This is a genomic window from Streptococcus sp. D2 (assembly GCF_006385825.1).
In the GTDB taxonomy this organism is placed as follows: Bacteria; Bacillota; Bacilli; order Lactobacillales; family Streptococcaceae; genus Streptococcus; species Streptococcus shenyangsis.
In genome coordinates this window covers 37,842-53,630 of sequence record NZ_VFSI01000006.1, presented here as the reverse complement: position 1 = coordinate 53,630, position 15,789 = coordinate 37,842, and the positions used below count along the sequence as shown (strand labels likewise).

General features: G+C 37.6%; 20 protein-coding genes and 1 pseudogene. 16 read left to right on the top strand and 5 right to left on the bottom strand.

The window, feature by feature from the left end; genetic code table 11:
- The first annotated feature begins 190 nt into the window (after window positions 1-190).
- The 7 genes from FJR73_RS04885 to FJR73_RS04850 all read left to right on the top strand — a co-directional run bounded on the left by FJR73_RS04885 (window position 191) and on the right by FJR73_RS04850 (window position 6,990).
- Window positions 191-1,126 carry a dihydroorotate oxidase gene (locus FJR73_RS04885; protein WP_140833662.1) on the top strand — a complete coding sequence of 312 codons (936 nt, stop codon included), beginning with the start codon at window positions 191-193 and terminating at the stop codon, window positions 1,124-1,126.
- Window positions 1,127-1,158: 32 nt separating this feature from the next.
- The gene (gene holA / locus FJR73_RS04880; protein ID WP_140833660.1) at window positions 1,159-2,196 is read left to right on the top strand and encodes a DNA polymerase III subunit delta; all 1,038 of its coding nucleotides are present in this window, start codon (window positions 1,159-1,161) and stop codon (window positions 2,194-2,196) included.
- Between the two features lie 370 nt (window positions 2,197-2,566).
- Window positions 2,567-3,172, top strand: a complete 606-nt coding sequence (sodA, locus tag FJR73_RS04870; protein WP_140833659.1) for a superoxide dismutase SodA — start codon at window positions 2,567-2,569, stop codon at window positions 3,170-3,172.
- 156 nt (window positions 3,173-3,328) lie between these two features.
- On the top strand, window positions 3,329-3,859 hold the full coding sequence (locus tag FJR73_RS04865) for a YutD family protein (RefSeq protein ID WP_140833657.1): 531 nt from the start codon (window positions 3,329-3,331) through the stop codon (window positions 3,857-3,859).
- A 20-nt stretch (window positions 3,860-3,879) separates the two neighbouring features.
- Entirely contained in the window at window positions 3,880-4,965 is a 1,086-nt protein-coding gene (rlmN, locus tag FJR73_RS04860; protein ID WP_125411228.1) for a 23S rRNA (adenine(2503)-C(2))-methyltransferase RlmN, read from the top strand.
- Window positions 4,965-5,447 carry a VanZ family protein gene (locus tag FJR73_RS04855; protein ID WP_140833655.1) on the top strand — a complete coding sequence of 161 codons (483 nt, stop codon included), beginning with the start codon at window positions 4,965-4,967 and terminating at the stop codon, window positions 5,445-5,447. Before rlmN ends, FJR73_RS04855 begins: the two co-directional genes overlap by 1 nt.
- A gap of 1 nt (window position 5,448) precedes the next feature.
- On the top strand, window positions 5,449-6,990 hold the full coding sequence (locus tag FJR73_RS04850; RefSeq protein WP_000025378.1) for an ABC-F family ATP-binding cassette domain-containing protein: 1,542 nt from the start codon (window positions 5,449-5,451) through the stop codon (window positions 6,988-6,990).
- A 139-nt stretch (window positions 6,991-7,129) separates the two neighbouring features.
- Here FJR73_RS04850 and FJR73_RS04845 read toward each other — a convergent pair whose 3' ends face one another.
- From FJR73_RS04845 to FJR73_RS10370, 4 genes are all read right to left on the bottom strand, one after another.
- Window positions 7,130-7,954, bottom strand: coding sequence for a peptidylprolyl isomerase (locus FJR73_RS04845; RefSeq protein WP_140833653.1), 825 nt, complete (start codon window positions 7,952-7,954; stop codon window positions 7,130-7,132).
- Between the two features lie 305 nt (window positions 7,955-8,259).
- Window positions 8,260-8,484, bottom strand: a complete 225-nt coding sequence (locus FJR73_RS04840; RefSeq protein WP_001041097.1) for a helix-turn-helix transcriptional regulator — start codon at window positions 8,482-8,484, stop codon at window positions 8,260-8,262.
- Between the two features lie 2 nt (window positions 8,485-8,486).
- On the bottom strand, window positions 8,487-9,083 hold the full coding sequence (locus tag FJR73_RS04835; RefSeq protein WP_140833652.1) for a DUF3796 domain-containing protein: 597 nt from the start codon (window positions 9,081-9,083) through the stop codon (window positions 8,487-8,489).
- 445 nt (window positions 9,084-9,528) lie between these two features.
- Window positions 9,529-9,684, bottom strand: a complete 156-nt coding sequence (locus FJR73_RS10370; RefSeq protein WP_080566786.1) for a FanG protein — start codon at window positions 9,682-9,684, stop codon at window positions 9,529-9,531.
- A 28-nt stretch (window positions 9,685-9,712) separates the two neighbouring features.
- On the opposite strand from FJR73_RS10370, the gene FJR73_RS04825 reads away from it, so the two are divergent.
- The 3 genes and pseudogenes from FJR73_RS04825 to FJR73_RS10365 all read left to right on the top strand — a co-directional run.
- Window positions 9,713-10,327, top strand: coding sequence for a CadD family cadmium resistance transporter (locus FJR73_RS04825; RefSeq protein WP_000615746.1), 615 nt, complete (start codon window positions 9,713-9,715; stop codon window positions 10,325-10,327).
- Between the two features lie 11 nt (window positions 10,328-10,338).
- On the top strand, window positions 10,339-10,677 hold the full coding sequence (gene cadX / locus FJR73_RS04820) for a Cd(II)/Zn(II)-sensing metalloregulatory transcriptional regulator CadX (protein ID WP_000711087.1): 339 nt from the start codon (window positions 10,339-10,341) through the stop codon (window positions 10,675-10,677).
- 42 nt (window positions 10,678-10,719) lie between these two features.
- A pseudogene (locus FJR73_RS10365) lies at window positions 10,720-11,127 on the top strand (XRE family transcriptional regulator); the annotation flags it as partial.
- Window positions 11,128-11,433: 306 nt separating this feature from the next.
- On the opposite strand, the gene FJR73_RS10150 reads toward FJR73_RS10365, so the two are convergent.
- Window positions 11,434-11,577, bottom strand: coding sequence for a hypothetical protein (locus FJR73_RS10150; protein WP_000849122.1), 144 nt, complete (start codon window positions 11,575-11,577; stop codon window positions 11,434-11,436).
- A gap of 175 nt (window positions 11,578-11,752) precedes the next feature.
- Here FJR73_RS10150 and rpsP point away from each other — a divergent pair, with 175 nt between their 5' ends.
- The 6 genes from rpsP (at window position 11,753) to FJR73_RS04785 (ending at window position 15,781) form a co-directional block, all read left to right on the top strand.
- Window positions 11,753-12,025 (top strand): 30S ribosomal protein S16, encoded by a 273-nt coding sequence (gene rpsP / locus FJR73_RS04810; protein ID WP_000268760.1) that lies wholly within the window; start codon window positions 11,753-11,755, stop codon window positions 12,023-12,025.
- A gap of 19 nt (window positions 12,026-12,044) precedes the next feature.
- A complete protein-coding gene (gene kphA / locus FJR73_RS04805) occupies window positions 12,045-12,284 on the top strand; it encodes an RNA-binding protein KphA (RefSeq protein WP_000379617.1) in 240 nt (79 codons plus the stop codon).
- A gap of 14 nt (window positions 12,285-12,298) precedes the next feature.
- Window positions 12,299-12,658: a MazG nucleotide pyrophosphohydrolase domain-containing protein gene (locus FJR73_RS04800; RefSeq protein ID WP_033680081.1), complete on the top strand. Its 360-nt coding sequence runs from the start codon at window positions 12,299-12,301 to the stop codon at window positions 12,656-12,658.
- A 327-nt stretch (window positions 12,659-12,985) separates the two neighbouring features.
- On the top strand, window positions 12,986-13,888 hold the full coding sequence (locus tag FJR73_RS04795; RefSeq protein ID WP_140833650.1) for a DMT family transporter: 903 nt from the start codon (window positions 12,986-12,988) through the stop codon (window positions 13,886-13,888).
- Window positions 13,889-14,037: 149 nt separating this feature from the next.
- A complete protein-coding gene (locus tag FJR73_RS04790) occupies window positions 14,038-14,895 on the top strand; it encodes an alpha/beta fold hydrolase (protein ID WP_140833649.1) in 858 nt (285 codons plus the stop codon).
- A 97-nt stretch (window positions 14,896-14,992) separates the two neighbouring features.
- Window positions 14,993-15,781 carry an alpha/beta fold hydrolase gene (locus FJR73_RS04785; RefSeq protein WP_140833647.1) on the top strand — a complete coding sequence of 263 codons (789 nt, stop codon included), beginning with the start codon at window positions 14,993-14,995 and terminating at the stop codon, window positions 15,779-15,781.
- Window positions 15,782-15,789 lie beyond the last annotated feature (8 nt).

Genomic DNA, 15,789 nt, shown 5'->3' with positions numbered 1-15,789 from the left:
TTTAACTGTAAAGAGAAAAACAAAAATTTTCTAAAAATTCTTTCAATTTGATTTTTGGGATTGTTTGAAATTGGATTTTTTTGAAAGTGGATAAAAAACGAACATTTTTCTTATAAATGACTTTCTCAAAGAGAAAAGCTGAAAATATGGTATAATATTAGAAATAAATGGAATCTGGAGGATCAGAATCATGGTATCAACGAAAACACAAATTGCTGGTTTTGAGTTTGCCAATTGCTTGATGAATGCAGCAGGTGTGTCTTGTATGACGATAGCAGAGTTAGAGGGCGTTAAAAACTCAGCGGCAGGAACCTTTGTCACAAAGACAACGACCTTGGACTTTCGTCAGGGAAATCCTGAGCCACGCTATCAAGATGTTCCACTTGGTTCTATCAACTCTATGGGCTTGCCAAATAATGGCTTAGACTATTATCTGGACTACCTTTTGGATCTGCAGGAAAAAGAGCCGAATCGAACTTTCTTTTTATCTCTAGTCGGCATGTCTCCAGAGGAAACCCATACTATCTTGAAAAAAGTCCAAGAGAGTGAGTTTTGTGGTCTGACTGAGCTAAACCTTTCCTGTCCAAATGTTCCAGGAAAACCTCAGATTGCCTATGATTTTGAGACAACAGACCGGATTTTGGCAGAAGTATTTGCCTACTTTACCAAACCTCTGGGAATTAAATTGCCGCCATATTTTGATATTGTTCACTTTGACCAAGCGGCAGCTATTTTCAACAATTATCCGCTCAAGTTTGTCAACTGTGTCAACTCTATCGGAAACGGCCTTTATATAGAAGATGAGTCCGTCGTTATTTGTCCTAAAAATGGTTTCGGTGGGATTGGTGGAGAGTACATCAAACCGACTGCTCTAGCTAATGTTCATGCCTTTTATCAACGCTTAAATCCTCAAATCCAAATCATCGGAACAGGTGGCGTGTTGACTGGTCGTGATGCCTTTGAACATATCCTCTGTGGAGCGAGTATGGTGCAGGTGGGAACCACCCTTCACAAAGAAGGCGTCGGTGCTTTTGATCGTATTACCAATGAATTGAAAGCAATCATGGAAGAAAAAGGATACGAGAGCCTAGAAGATTTTCGTGGGAAATTGCGCTATATTGATTAAATGAACTAAAAAGTCAGAAGAAAGGAGAGACGATGCTAGCTATTGAAGAGAGCCAGAAGTTGACTTTATCAAATTTACCGAGCCTGAGCCTTTTTACAGGGACAGATCAGGGACAGTTTGAAGTTATGAAGAGTCAAGTATTGAAACAGATTGGTTATGATTCTGCCGACCTTAACTTTGCCTACTTTGATATGAAAGAAGTAGTTTACAAGGATGTGGAACTGGAGTTGGTCAGCCTTCCTTTCTTTGCGGATGAGAAAATCGTGATATTGGATCATTTTGTCGATATGACAACAGGCAAGAAACGCTTTTTAACAGATGATGAACTTAAGTCGTTTGAGGAATACCTTGATAACCCTTCACCAACAACCAAGTTGTTGATTTTTGCGGAAGGAAAGCTGGATAGCAAAAGACGGTTGGTTAAATTACTTAAGCGTGATGCCAAGATCTTTGATGCAGTAGAAGCCAAAGAACAAGAATTGCGCCAGTATTTTCAAAAGTGGAGCCAGAAACAAGGTCTGCAGTTTGCTAATCATTCTTTTGAAAATCTCCTCATCAAGTCTGGTTTTCAATTTAGCGAAATCCAGAAAAATCTCCTCTTTTTACAGTCCTATAAGGCAGATTCTATTATCGAGGAAGAGGATATTGTCAACGCTATTCCCAAGACCTTACAGGATAATATTTTTGATTTAACTCAGTTTATTCTGACTAAAAAGATGGACCAGGCGTGCGATTTGGTTAGAGACTTGACCTTGCAAGGTGAAGATGAAATTAAACTGATTGCAGTCATGCTAGGACAATTTCGAACTTTTACTCAGGTGAAAATTTTGTCGGAGTCTGGCCAAACAGAAGCGCAGATTGCAAGTAGTTTAGGCAGTTTTCTCGGACGCAATCCTAATCCCTATCAAATCAAGTTTGCGCTGAGAGATGCGCGAGGACTTTCCTTTAGCTTTTTGAAGCAAGCTATTTCTTATTTGATTGAGACAGACTATCAGATTAAGACAGGTCTTTATGAAAAAGGTTTCCTTTTTGAAAAGGCACTCTTACAGATTGCTAGTCAGATCAATTGACATTTTTTTGAAACTACAACCAGTGTCAAGATTATCTTGTCGTGGGTTTCTTGCTGATTTGCTTGTTTTATACTCAATGAAAATCAAAGAGCAAACTAGGAAACTAGACGCAGGTTGCTCAAAGCACTGCTTTGAGGTTGTAGATAGAACTGACGAAGTCAGCTCAAAACACTGTTTTGAGGTTGTGGATAGAACTGACGAAGTCAGTAACCATACGTACGGCAAGGCGACGTTGACGCGGTTTGAAGAGATTTTTGAAGAGTATTATTAGAAAGTATTTCAGTGATTTCTTCATCTATAAGCAAAAAACTTGAAAAAAGTGAATGTTTGCGTTATCATTTTCATATAGAAAGAAAAAGAGGTATTACAGATGGCTATTATTTTACCAGATCTTCCTTATGCATATGACGCTTTGGAACCATACATCGATGCGGAAACAATGCACTTGCACCATGACAAACACCATCAAACTTATGTCAACAATGCTAATGCAGCTCTTGAAAAACACCCTGAAATCGGTGAAAATCTTGAAGCCTTGCTTGCTGATGTAGAATCTATCCCAGCTGATATCCGTCAAGCGCTTATCAACAATGGTGGTGGACACTTGAACCACGCTCTTTTCTGGGAATTGATGACTCCTGAGAAAACAGCTCCATCAGCAGAACTTGCAGCAGCAATCGATGCAACATTTGGTTCATTCGAAGAATTCCAAGCAGCCTTCACTGCAGCAGCAACAACTCGTTTCGGTTCTGGATGGGCATGGTTAGTTGTCAATAAAGAAGGGAAGCTTGAAGTGACTTCAACAGCAAATCAAGACACACCAATCTCAGAAGGTAAAAAACCAATCTTGGGCTTGGACGTTTGGGAACATGCTTACTATGTGAAATACCGCAACGTGCGTCCTGACTACATCAAAGCTTTCTTCTCAGTGATCAACTGGAACAAAGTAGATGAATTGTACGCAGCTGCTAAATAATGGTATATGGAGGGAAGAATGGTTCTTCTCTTTTTTAGGTTATATGATTTTTGTCTGACAAAATCGTCAGACTTTTTTCATTTTTATGAGAAACGTGCTAACTGCTAGAAATTATGGTAGAATAAAGTATTAAGTAATCGTGAAAAAAGGATATCTATGCGAAAAGAAATTGCACCTGAATTATACAACTATAACAAGTTTCCTGGTCCTGAGTTTCATTTACACGGGGACAAGGTTGAAACGGAAGGGATAGCTTTTTCCTTGGTGGAAAATATCAAGGAAGCCTTTGATGTGACGACTTTTAATCAGCGTTTTTCAGAAGTCTTAACCAAGTTTGATTATATCGTGGGAGACTGGAGCAACGAACAGCTTCGCCTACGAGGTTTTTATAAGGATGATCGAACAGAAGAAAAACTTGAAAAAATCAGTCGTTTACAAGACTACCTTTTAGAGTATTGTAGTTATGGTTGTGCCTATTTTGTCTTAGAAAATGAAGCCCCTAAGCGAGCATCATTTGACAAGAAAATGCGTAAGAAGGAAGAAGAATCGTCTTCTAGAAAAGGAAAGAAACAGGCTCAAACCAAACGAAAACCGAATGCAGATAAGAAAAATAGACGTCGTCAGAAAGACCAGCATTCTCAGAAAGAGGACAAGGGGCAACGTCATTTTGTCATTCGTCAGAAGTGAGTAGAGAATAAGGAGAAGAAATGAAACCGTCAATTTATAGTTTAACACGTCAAACCATGCAGGAATGGGTTTTGGAGCAGGGAGAAAAGAAATTCCGTGCAGATCAAATCTGGGAATGGCTTTACCGTAAACGTGTCCAGTCATTTGAAGAGATGACTAACCTTTCCAAGGATTTGATTGCTAAGCTTAATGACCAGTTTGTGGTCAATCCCTTGAAACAACGTATCGTTCAAGAGTCTGCTGATGGGACAGTTAAATATCTTTTTGAATTGCCAGATGGAATGCTGATTGAGACAGTACTCATGCGTCAACACTATGGTTTGTCAGTCTGTGTGACCACTCAGGTTGGCTGTAATATCGGTTGTACCTTCTGTGCCTCTGGTTTGATTAAGAAACAACGCGACCTCAATAACGGTGAAATCGTAGCGCAAATCATGCTGGTTCAGAAATACTTTGATGAGCGTGGTCAGGACGAACGCGTCAGCCATATCGTTGTCATGGGAATTGGTGAACCATTTGATAACTACAACAATGTCTTGAATTTCGTTCGTACCATTAATGATGACAAGGGAATGGCCATCGGTGCTCGTCATATTACGGTTTCAACTTCAGGTTTGGCCCATAAAATTCGTGACTTTGCTAATGAAGGAGTTCAGGTCAATCTTGCCGTTTCCCTTCACGCACCAAACAATGAGTTGCGATCAAGCATCATGAAGATTAACCGTGCCTTTCCGATTGAAAAACTCTTTGCTGCTATTGAGTACTACATCGAAACAACCAATCGTCGTGTGACCTTTGAGTATATCATGCTCAATGAAGTCAATGATGGTGTAGAACAAGCCTTGGAATTGGCTGAATTGCTCAAGAACATCAAGAAATTGTCTTATGTAAACTTGATTCCTTATAACCCAGTTAGTGAGCATGACCAATATAGCCGTAGTCCTAAAGAGCGCGTCCTGGCCTTTTATGATACGCTTAAGAAAAAAGGGGTCAACTGTGTTGTTCGTCAAGAGCATGGTACTGATATTGATGCAGCTTGTGGACAATTGCGTTCTAATACAATGAAACGTGACCGCCAGAAAGCAGTCGCAACAGTCAATCCTTAATGATGAAGAAAACTTATAATCATGTTTTGGTCTGGGGAGTCATTTTCTATAGCATTTGCATTGTCTATTTTTGCTTTACTCCTCAAGAACATTCTCCTGTGGGGGTGGAAACTCCAGGTATTCAGCATCTTGGACGCCTGGTTTTTCTTTTGACTCCCTTCAATTCTTTCTGGAAACTGGGTGAAGTGAGTGACATAGGACAATTATGTTGGCTTTTTCTACAAAATTTCCTCAATGTCTTCTTGCTTTTTCCTCTGATTTTCCAACTCCTTTATCTCCTTCCAAACTTGCGGAAAACAAGAAAAGTGCTCTTTTTTAGTTTTCTAGTGAGTCTTGGAATCGAGTGTACGCAGTTGGTCTTAGATTTTTTCTTTGATTTTAATCGCGTCTTTGAGATTGATGATTTGTGGACCAATACCTTGGGTGGCTATCTGGCTTGGCTCCTCTATAAACAATTACATAAAAACAAGATAAGGAATTAAAATGAGTATTTTAGAAGTTAAAAATCTGAGTCACGGTTTTGGTGACCGTGCAATTTTTGAAGATGTGTCCTTCCGTCTCCTCAAGGGAGAACATATCGGTCTAGTCGGTGCCAATGGTGAAGGGAAATCAACCTTTATGAGCATTGTAACTGGTAAAATGCTGCCAGATGAAGGGAAGGTTGAGTGGTCCAAATATGTGACGGCAGGCTACTTAGACCAGCACTCCGTTCTTGCTGAAGGCCAATCTGTTCGTGATGTTCTCCGTACAGCCTTTGATGAGCTATTCAAAGCTGAAGCCCGTATCAATGACCTCTATATGGAAATGGCTGAAGACGGAGCGGATGTTGATGCTCTCATGGAAGAAGTGGGAGAACTTCAAGACCGTTTGGAGAGTCGTGATTTCTATACCTTGGATGCTAAGATTGATGAAGTAGCGCGTGCCCTTGGTGTTATGGACTTTGGCATGGATACAGATGTAACCTCTTTGTCAGGTGGGCAAAGAACCAAGGTACTTTTGGCTAAGCTCCTCCTTGAAAAGCCTGATATCTTGCTTTTAGACGAGCCGACAAACTACTTGGATGCTGAGCATATTGATTGGCTCAAGCGCTATCTCCAAAACTATGAGAATGCCTTTGTCCTTATTTCACACGATATTCCATTCCTAAATGACGTTATCAATATTGTCTATCATGTGGAAAATCAACAGCTGACGCGTTATTCTGGTGACTACTACCAGTTCCAAGAAGTCTATGCTATGAAGAAATCTCAGCTAGAGGCGGCCTACGAACGTCAGCAGAAAGAGATTGCGGACCTCAAAGACTTTGTCGCTCGTAATAAAGCGCGTGTTGCAACACGAAACATGGCCATGTCCCGTCAGAAGAAATTGGATAAGATGGATATTATCGAGCTGCAAAGTGAGAAACCAAAACCATCCTTTGATTTCAAACCAGCTCGTACGCCAGGACGCTTTATCTTCCAAGCCAAGGATTTGCAGATTGGTTATGACCGACCTCTCACTAAGCCTTTAAATCTTACCTTTGAGCGCAATCAAAAGGTTGCTATTATCGGAGCAAATGGTATCGGGAAAACAACTCTTTTGAAGAGCCTTTTAGGTATTATCCCGCCAATCGCTGGGGAAGTGGAGCGCGGTGACTACCTAGAACTCGGTTATTTTGAACAGGAAGTAGAAGGTGGTAATCGTCAAACACCACTAGAGGCTGTTTGGAATGCCTTTCCAGCTCTCAACCAAGCAGAAGTCCGTGCAGCCCTTGCTCGTTGTGGTTTGACAACCAAGCATATCGAAAGTCAAATTCAGGTCTTGTCAGGTGGGGAACAAGCCAAGGTGCGTTTCTGTCTCTTGATGAATCGTGAAAACAACGTTTTAGTGCTGGACGAGCCGACCAACCATTTGGATGTGGATGCCAAGGATGAACTCAAACGTGCTCTTAAAGAATACAAGGGATCTATTCTTATGGTCTGTCACGAACCAGACTTCTATGAAGGCTGGATGGACCAAATCTGGGATTTTAATAATCTAACTTAAAAATGAGGATAAAAGAAATACAGTACCGAATGTGGGTACTGTATTTTTTGGTTTTTAAGATTTAATACTCTTCGAAAATCAAATTCAAACCTCGTCAACGTCGCCTTGCCGTACTCAAGTACAGCCTGCGGCTAGTTTCCTAGTTTGCTCTTTGATTTTCATTGAGTTTAAAATCGTAGTCTTTCACCACTTCGATGCTGTCGATTGTGATAGCAGTAGTTGGCTTGTCTTTCTCATCTTTTTCGGCTTTAGCAATCTTATCTACAACATCCATACCATCAATGACTTGACCAAAGACTGGGTGCTTACCATCTAGACTAGGATTTCCCCCTTCTTTATAGGCTTCGATGATTTTCTTTGGATACTTGCTTGTAGGGAGTTTAGCAGAGGTATCTGTAGAGTTTTGGTTGATGAAGAACTGGCTACCATTGGTGTTTGGTTGACCAGTATTAGCCATAGAAAGAGCACCACGGATGTTATAGAGATAAGGAGTGATCTCGTTTTTGAAACCAGTTCCCTTGTCTTTAGTCTTATCCTTGTCATGCCAGATGGACTGACCACCTGTACCGTCCCCTTTTGGATCTCCAGTTTGGACCATAAAGCCATCGATGACACGGTGGAAGGTAATTCCGTTATAGTAGCCTTCTTTAGCATGAGTGAGGAAGTTTTCAACCGCTAGAGGAGCGAGTTTAGGGAAGAGTTTAATGCGAATATCTCCTTGACTTGTGTGTAGAATCACTTCAGCCTCGTCTTCAGCAACTTCTTTAGATAGTTGTGGGAAATTGGCGTTTTCGTTTGTTAAAGCATCGCTTAACTCCTTGGCAGATTGGGCTGCTGCTTTGGAACTTTCTTCAGCAGCAAGACTGGAATCAACATAGTCATCACCACGCAAACTACGTTGGATGTTGCCACATCCAGCTAGGGCTACAGTGGATAGTAAAAGAAGGGTTGCTAGTTTTTTCATTCTATTCCTCTCAAAAATTCATTTCTACCATTGTACCCTAAAAGGAAGGGGATTTCAAATATTAGTGACAAGGTAGTTTAAGAGAAAGTCAACCAAAAAGTCGCTTGATTAGGGACATCAATGCCATAAGTATACTCAAAGTATTTTGGGAACCAGATCTTAAGAGAGCTCGTAAAGCATCACAATTAGTAAACGTTAATTCGAAAGAATTACTATATTTTAAAAGAGCACATTTTCAATGGATTTTTTCTTTTGGCTTTACTTCCTAATTAATCAGTGAACTTAATACTAGGTCTCGAAAAGAATTATGCTTCCTCTTTCTGTCTGAGTTCAAAGAGGTCTTCTACTTTCAGATTAAAAACTTGAGCAATTTTAAGAGCCATTTCTAGTGAAGGATTGTAACGGTTATTTTCCAAGTGCAGAATTGTCTCGCGTCGCATGCCGATGAGGTCGGCTAACTCCTGCTGGGTCATGCCTGTGGACTCACGAACAGATTTGAGATTAGTAATAATCTTGCTTTCTTTGGCCATGCTTATCCTCTCCGTTCCAAGATAAAATAGACAACCGCAAATATGAAAATCAAGGCAGCTATGCTAATAAAGATCTGGCCCATGTAAAGCGTGAGAGACCCTATATATCCAATGCTAACTGCTAGAATCATCAGTGCGCCTAGTATAAAAACAAACATCAAGCTAGCTGCCTTGGCTAAATTAGTATAAAAGCGTTCGTCCGGAGTTTCCTTGACATTTTTAAAACAGAAAAAGCCAAATACAATCACTTCAATAACGAGGCCAATCCCCAAAATCCATTCTCTAATACCAGAACTTTCGCTTGGGGTCGCAACCCAAATACCTACTGTATAAAAAATGCTTGCTGACAACACAAGTATCGTGTAAAGCTTAGCAGACAAGTCAAAAATAGTCTTTCCCTTATCTTTCTGAATCTTATGAGGCCGTGGTTTCGTATGTAGCCAGCTCCAAATGGCTATAATTTGACCTGACACTGAAATACCAGTAATAACTAACTTGGGTCCCCAACTAAGATTAGAACCAAATAAAACAATAAAATCAATAAAGAGAGCTACGGCAATCATTGCAATGAGGCCACGCATTTTTTGACTTTTTTTCATGATAGACTCCTTTTTTGTGTTATAAATATATAACACTTAAATTTTATGTTATAAATATATCACATTTAAATTTGGAAAGCAAGAATTTATGTGCCAAGGTGGCAATTATTTGAAAAAATTTTTTAATAAAAGCCCTCGCTAGTCAAACAACTAAAGAATTCTTTGAAGCAATGCATCGGATTTGGTTTGGATAGTTTCGTTAATAATATTTGATGATAAGGAATTTTTGGAAAATCTAGATACTGTATGAATCTCTACTTTTTTTCTTAGACTGTTATAAAGTCTGTCAGAATAAGCTTTGTAGGTATAGAAGTTAATTTTTACAGAGGTTAAGTAAGGATTTCAGTACACGTCAATAGATGTCAAAATACTGATTTTAAGCGATTTTTGATTTTTGGAAACTCATTATATCGCACTACAAATCAATAAAAACTCTACCTTTTACTCAACCCTTTTTAGATAAATATATCATCTGGATATTGAAGTTAAGCCCTGCTGTCATTGCGATGGCAGGGCTTTTTAATATTTGGTACACTAACTTCTTATCTATATTTTGGTGGATTTTAAGTTGACATCTACAAAGTTTAATGTTAGAATACATTCAAAAATATATTTGAATGAGGTGTTTTATGATTCAAAATGTTGTTACTTCAATAATCCTGTATTCTGGGACAGCCGTAGACTTACTTATTATCCTAATGTTATTTTTTGCCAAAAGAAAAAGCAGAAAAGACATCATTAACATCTATTTAGGACAATTTCTAGGCTCTGTTAGTCTAATATTGCTAAGTTTGCTTTTTGCATTTGTCTTAAATTATATTCCTAGTAAAGAGATTTTAGGTTTACTCGGTTTGATTCCAATTTTCCTAGGCCTCAAAGTTTTGCTTTTAGGAGATTCTGATGGAGAAGCTATTGCAAAAGATGGTTTGCGAAAAGACAATAAAAACCTGATTTTTCTAGTCGCTATGATTACTTTTGCAAGTTGTGGCGCTGACAATATTGGTGTCTTTGTCCCATATTTTATTACCTTAAATTTAGCGAATTTGATAGTGACTTTACTTACTTTTCTAGTCATGATTTATCTCTTGGTTTTTTCTGCCCAAAAATTAGCACAAGTCCCTTCTGTTGGAGAAATTTTGGAAAAATATAGCAGATGGTTTATTGCCGTTGTCTATTTAGGATTGGGGATATATATCCTGATTGAAAATAACAGTTTTGACATACTATGGACTATATTAGGCTAGGAGAAAATATTATGAAAAAAGATAGTATCTGCCAAGTGAATGTTATAAATCAGCAAAATATTACAACCGCAACGAACTACCTTGAAAAGGAAAAAGTCCAAAAATCACTTCGCATTTTAACAAAATTTACCGATAATAAGCAGATAAATATCATCTTCTATCTTCTTGCTGTTGAAGAACTCTGTGTCTGTGATATAGCCTGTTTACTAAATCTCAGTATGGCATCTGCCTCCCACCATCTTCGTAAACTAGCCAATCAAAACATCTTGGACACTAGAAGAGAGGGGAAAATTATATATTATTTTATAAAAGATGAGGAAATCAGAGATTTTTTTAATCAACTAGGATAACAACTATTTTTACTACTTTTCCATGATTATAGGGGATTATATATGAAATTTTTTGATGAAAATTACTCACAAGAAATACATACTCGTATCAAATCTTTAAGAGAAAAATATAATTTAAAGCAAAGCTACCTAGGTAATGCAGGTCAAGTTAGCCAAGTTGAAAAGTAAAAGCGACAAGTTACCGCTTCAATATTGCTTTATTTGAATACTTAAACCGACTTGGACTATAAAGAAATTATTTTTAGAGATATTGCCAAGTTTGTTGAAAATCTGTTTTACCACTGCTTCAGCTCTATTATATTTAGAGATTTAGAAACTGTAAATAAAAGAATGAATTCTTTGTCGGATGATGACTTAATTTCTATACAATCTAGCTGTCTTAGACTTTCCAAGACATTCGCAAATTTCAATATTCAAAGAAAAAAATTTTTGATTTCTGATGAAACTGAAAAAATTATCCATAATGGCAAAAAGGTCATTAAAAAATCAAAAAAGATAAATCAATTTCAACAACAATGGACACATACGCCGAGTTAGCACCGCAAAGAAAGTTAGAATCTGTTAATCTTTATATCGATAAGATTGATGAACTAACGCAATAACTACTCTACCATTCACTCTACCTTTTATTATGTAGCATTCTAAAAACATTGATGTACCAACGTTTCTAACAGCTAAAATAGAAATTATTTAATCTTTTACAGACCTAAACTATTTCCCTATTTAGAATCTATTCATTCATATTTTATAAATTAATTAGTAGATATCATTCTTAAAATCCTTGATATTTCTCTTGGGAACAGGCTTTGGATTTAGGAGCCAGGTATCCAAATCACGTTCAGGTGAGATATAAGGTTTGACTCGGTGGTCTTTATAAAACGTTTCTAAAATAGTTTTCATGACATTCTCTTTCTGATTTTTCTTTAAAATTATAGTAAATTTCTAAATGGTTTAAAAATTTTATAGTCTGTCAAGTTTTTTTCTTGACACCTGCCAGAAATCTGCTATAATAGAACATGTGCTAAATAGCTCAGCTATTTCACTCAAATAAAAAATAAGAAAAGAGACTTTAAAAATGGCAGTTAAAATCCGTTTAACTCGTATGGGTTCTAAGAAAAAACCTTTCTACCGTATCAACGTAGCAGATTCACGTTCACCACGTGACGGACGTTTCATCGAAACAGTTGGAACTTACAACCCACTTGTTGCTGAAAACCAAGTAACTTTGAAAGAAGACCGCGTTCTTGCATGGTTGGCTGATGGAGCTCAACCTTCAGATACAGTACGTAACATCCTTTCAAAAGAAGGTGTATTGAAAAAATTCCACGATTCTAAATTCTCAAAATAAGTTTAAAGTAGGTTGACAGATGGATACGATTGAAAATCTCATTATTGCGATTGTGAAACCCTTGATTTCACAACCAGATGCCTTAACTATCAAGATTGAAGATACACCAGAATTTTTGGAATATCATTTGGATCTTGATCAAAGTGATGTGGGTCGTGTAATCGGTCGTAAGGGTCGCACTATTTCTGCGATAAGAACGATTGTCTACTCTGTCCCAACTGAAGATAAAAAAGTAAGAATCGTTATTGACGAAAAATAAGAAGGGCGGGACGAATGTCTCGCTTTTTTTGCAAGGAGCAGGATATAAAGGATTTAACGTTTAGACAATTACAAGACTACCTACTCGAACTTTACCAGCAGTTTCGGACTGAGGGAGGTCTCTTTATGAAGTTAGTGGAGGAAGTCGGAGAAGTAGCTGAGGTTTTGAATGGCCGTTCTGGTAGAAAAGAGGGAGTTCAGGATTCTAACGAGGAACTAGCAAAAGAACTGGCTGATATCATTCACTATATCGTCGCAATAGCAGCTATTAATCATATTGACCTTACCAAGACTATCTTTGAGAAAGATAAAACTGCAGCCATTAAGTACCAACATGAACGAGATTTGGAAGGATTTTTGAAGGGGGACCTCTAAGACGATAAGAAATGATTTTTTACTAATAAAGAAGGTATTAGTAAATATAAGAAAGATAAAGCAAGGAAACTGGCAGTTTATATTATCAAAGTAAGGAATCTCCAAGAGGCAGATAAGTTAGAGCTTGTGAGACAAGAACGAGAAATGCAGATTAGACTCGTAGACTCCTTTTTACTCAATGAACTAGATAAACGGTGAAAGTAGGCATAAAAAACCAATCCTAGAAATAGCATCTAGGATTCTACTATGCTACAATTGAAAGATAGTCTCAAAGAATTCTAGTCAATCAATCTTGAGAATAGCTATTTTTAAAAGGAGTAACAGTCTATGAACGAGAAAACAAAAGCTTACCTAGCAGCCTTATCCTTTTCAGCCATCATTGGATTTTCTTTTTTATTTACTAAGATTGCTTTAGGCTATGCCAGTCCTCTCACAAACTTAGCGCATCGCTATACAATCGCAGCTTTAGTAATGGTTGTTCTTCATCAAACCAAACTTATTAAAGTGAGTTTAAGTAGAAAAGATATTCTTTCTATTCTTCCTATGAGTCTTTTCTATCCTCTTCTCTTTTTTATTTTTCAATCCTTTGCTTTACAGTATATATCGTCTTCTGAAGCTGGAATTTTACAGGCTCTTGTCCCGATTTTTACGCTCCTTTTAGCATCGGCCTTTCTCAAGGAAAAGACAAGCTTGCTTCAAAAGTTCTTTTTATTTTTATCTGTAGCAGGAGTAGTTTTTATCTTCCTTAGTAAAGGAGCTAACTTTGGTACTGAGACTGCTAGCTTTGGCTTTCTCTTGATGTTGGGATCTGTTCTTGCTAATGCAATAAACAATATTCTCAGCAAGGCTAAAGGAGGTCGCTATCGGGCCATGGATATGACAGCTGTTGTGATATTTGTTGGCTTCGTCACCTTTAATACACTGAGTCTGACCTCTCACTATCTAGAGGGGAACATATTAGCTTACTTTGCGCCACTTGGACAGGTATCTTATCTGCTGTCAATTCTCTATTTGGGAATTCTAGCCTCTATCGTTACTGGTAGTCTCTCTATCTATGCTATTGTTCGACTTGGAGCATCAACCGTCAGTGTATTTGGTAATCTTGGAACAGTTTTGACCATTCTAGCCGGAGCCCTTATCCTCCACGAACCAATTTATAGCTACCATGTGATCGGAGCAACTTTGATTATTGCTGGAATTTTAGGCATGAATCTGATGAGAAAAAAGTAAAGATTGCTTAGCAGTCTTTTTCTTAATCAAGGTTGTGCAGAAAATTCAAAATTTTTAATGAACTTAAGTTTAGAAAATGATGATTTTAATATAGCATGATAAAATAGATAAAAAGAATGACACTAGGATAAAGAGGAGAGAGTGTAATAATGAAGCAAAATGATATAGCTGAAGCTATTGCTTTTTATGAAAGAAAACACGAGATGTTAGAGCGCCACATTGTACCTGTCGTAGATTGTGATTTGGCTGTTTATCATCGTCCTGGAAGCTCAAGTAAGGGACACATTATTTTTTATCATGGAGCTTGTGGTCGTAGTCAGATGTGGGCTCACCAGTATGATGCCTTTGAAGGATTTGACCTCTACTTTGTCAATGTTAGAGGACAGGGTGAATCACCTATGAAAGTTGGTCTACCTGACTTAGAAGGTGCTGTTCAAGATGTAGATGCTATTTTGTCCTATTTCCAGTTGGATAAGGTGATATTGGTTGGTCATTCTTGGGGAGGAAATCCTCTTCAAGAGTACACCTATCGTCATCCAGAAAGAGTTCTAGCCTTGGTCATGGTAGATAGTTGGGGGCAGCATCGTTACCTATCAGATAAAGAGAGAAATCGCATAAAATATAGTTCTCTTATGTATAAAACGGTTCCTTGGAAGATGATTGCAGATAAGAACTCAAAAATGTGTACAGATAATCCTATCACAAGAGAATTAGTCAAGACGGCCATTATAGAAACTGGGAGAGATGTTTTTTTGAACCTTGGAATCACAGGTTTCTTAGCTGTCCATGAGATAGAAGGTTATCAAGGAAATCCTCCTATGCTATTAGTAAGAGGAGAAAATGATTTTCCCAAACACCTAAAAATGATCTACGATGGGATCATTGCCTTAAATCCAAATGCGCGTCAAGTAACAATTGCAGATAGCAAACACCAGCCTATGAATGACCATCCTGAAGAGTTTAATCAGCTTATTGGTGAATTTTTTGAAGAAGTAGTAGCTCTGTAAGATGAGACTTATCCAACTTGAGAAAATCCTTGGAACGTGATAAAATAAAGGATAAGGATTTTTAATAATTCATTATATAGAATGAGTGGATTTCTTTATGAAGAGGATTGAAGTATCTACAGAAATTGGTAGTCTCTCTGTTACTTATCAAAAGCAAAAGAAAATGCTAGTTTGTTTAAGTGGCGCAGGTTTGCTACCAAGTTATGAAAATTTTTCACTTATACTTGAAAAACTTCCTCCTACAATTGGTTATTTGACTATTGATTTTCCGAACACAGGTAGGAGTCCGATTCATGACCAAGCTGGAAAAAATCTAGATAATCTTGCAGATGCGGTTTATGAAGTACTTGAAGAATTAGGGATTTCTGAATATATACTTTGTGTACATAGTTTGAGTGGAATTTTAGCTTGCAAATTACTCAAGAAACCAATTAAGTGTCAGGCTTTACTAGCAATTGAACCGACAACTAAAAACGTCATGTTTGCTGATTTTTCAGAAAATCCTTATCCAGAAATGGAAGAGCAGATGAGGCTGATTGAGGAGTGTGGTCCTGAACTTTATTTTAAGAACTTAACTCAAGTCACATTTAGCCCTGAAACTAATAAAGAAATCTGGGAATTAATGCAAGAAAAAGGCTTAGAGTTGGAAAATCAAGATCCAGAATTTCAGATATCTGGAGAGATTACTGAGGAAGATTTTGAGAATGTATCTATAGAATCTTATATCCCTGTATTTATTTTTTGTCAGGCTTATAGAGAAAAAGAGTACATAGAATCAGAATATTGGACTTCCAATACTAAACTCATTTTAGGAGGGAATCACCATTATTTACAATGGTCAGAATCAGAAAAAATTGCGACTATTATTCGAGAATTGTCAGAATAAGATGGAAA

Excerpts from the sequence above, each read along its gene's own strand:
- FJR73_RS04885 (WP_140833662.1), top strand. The coding sequence starts at position 191 with ATGGTATCAACGAAAACACAAATTGCTGGTTTTGAGTTTGCCAATTGC.
- holA (WP_140833660.1), top strand. The coding sequence starts at position 1,159 with ATGCTAGCTATTGAAGAGAGCCAGAAGTTGACTTTATCAAATTTACCG.
- sodA (WP_140833659.1), top strand. The coding sequence starts at position 2,567 with ATGGCTATTATTTTACCAGATCTTCCTTATGCATATGACGCTTTGGAA.
- FJR73_RS04865 (WP_140833657.1), top strand. The coding sequence starts at position 3,329 with ATGCGAAAAGAAATTGCACCTGAATTATACAACTATAACAAGTTTCCT.
- rlmN (WP_125411228.1), top strand. The coding sequence starts at position 3,880 with ATGAAACCGTCAATTTATAGTTTAACACGTCAAACCATGCAGGAATGG.
- FJR73_RS04855 (WP_140833655.1), top strand. The coding sequence starts at position 4,965 with ATGATGAAGAAAACTTATAATCATGTTTTGGTCTGGGGAGTCATTTTC.
- FJR73_RS04850 (WP_000025378.1), top strand. The coding sequence starts at position 5,449 with ATGAGTATTTTAGAAGTTAAAAATCTGAGTCACGGTTTTGGTGACCGT.
- FJR73_RS04845 (WP_140833653.1), bottom strand. The coding sequence starts at position 7,954 with ATGAAAAAACTAGCAACCCTTCTTTTACTATCCACTGTAGCCCTAGCT.
- FJR73_RS04840 (WP_001041097.1), bottom strand. The coding sequence starts at position 8,484 with ATGGCCAAAGAAAGCAAGATTATTACTAATCTCAAATCTGTTCGTGAG.
- FJR73_RS04835 (WP_140833652.1), bottom strand. The coding sequence starts at position 9,083 with ATGAAAAAAAGTCAAAAAATGCGTGGCCTCATTGCAATGATTGCCGTA.
- FJR73_RS10370 (WP_080566786.1), bottom strand. The coding sequence starts at position 9,684 with ATGTATTCTAACATTAAACTTTGTAGATGTCAACTTAAAATCCACCAA.
- FJR73_RS04825 (WP_000615746.1), top strand. The coding sequence starts at position 9,713 with ATGATTCAAAATGTTGTTACTTCAATAATCCTGTATTCTGGGACAGCC.
- cadX (WP_000711087.1), top strand. The coding sequence starts at position 10,339 with ATGAAAAAAGATAGTATCTGCCAAGTGAATGTTATAAATCAGCAAAAT.
- FJR73_RS10150 (WP_000849122.1), bottom strand. The coding sequence starts at position 11,577 with ATGAAAACTATTTTAGAAACGTTTTATAAAGACCACCGAGTCAAACCT.
- rpsP (WP_000268760.1), top strand. The coding sequence starts at position 11,753 with ATGGCAGTTAAAATCCGTTTAACTCGTATGGGTTCTAAGAAAAAACCT.
- kphA (WP_000379617.1), top strand. The coding sequence starts at position 12,045 with ATGGATACGATTGAAAATCTCATTATTGCGATTGTGAAACCCTTGATT.
- FJR73_RS04800 (WP_033680081.1), top strand. The coding sequence starts at position 12,299 with ATGTCTCGCTTTTTTTGCAAGGAGCAGGATATAAAGGATTTAACGTTT.
- FJR73_RS04795 (WP_140833650.1), top strand. The coding sequence starts at position 12,986 with ATGAACGAGAAAACAAAAGCTTACCTAGCAGCCTTATCCTTTTCAGCC.
- FJR73_RS04790 (WP_140833649.1), top strand. The coding sequence starts at position 14,038 with ATGAAGCAAAATGATATAGCTGAAGCTATTGCTTTTTATGAAAGAAAA.
- FJR73_RS04785 (WP_140833647.1), top strand. The coding sequence starts at position 14,993 with ATGAAGAGGATTGAAGTATCTACAGAAATTGGTAGTCTCTCTGTTACT.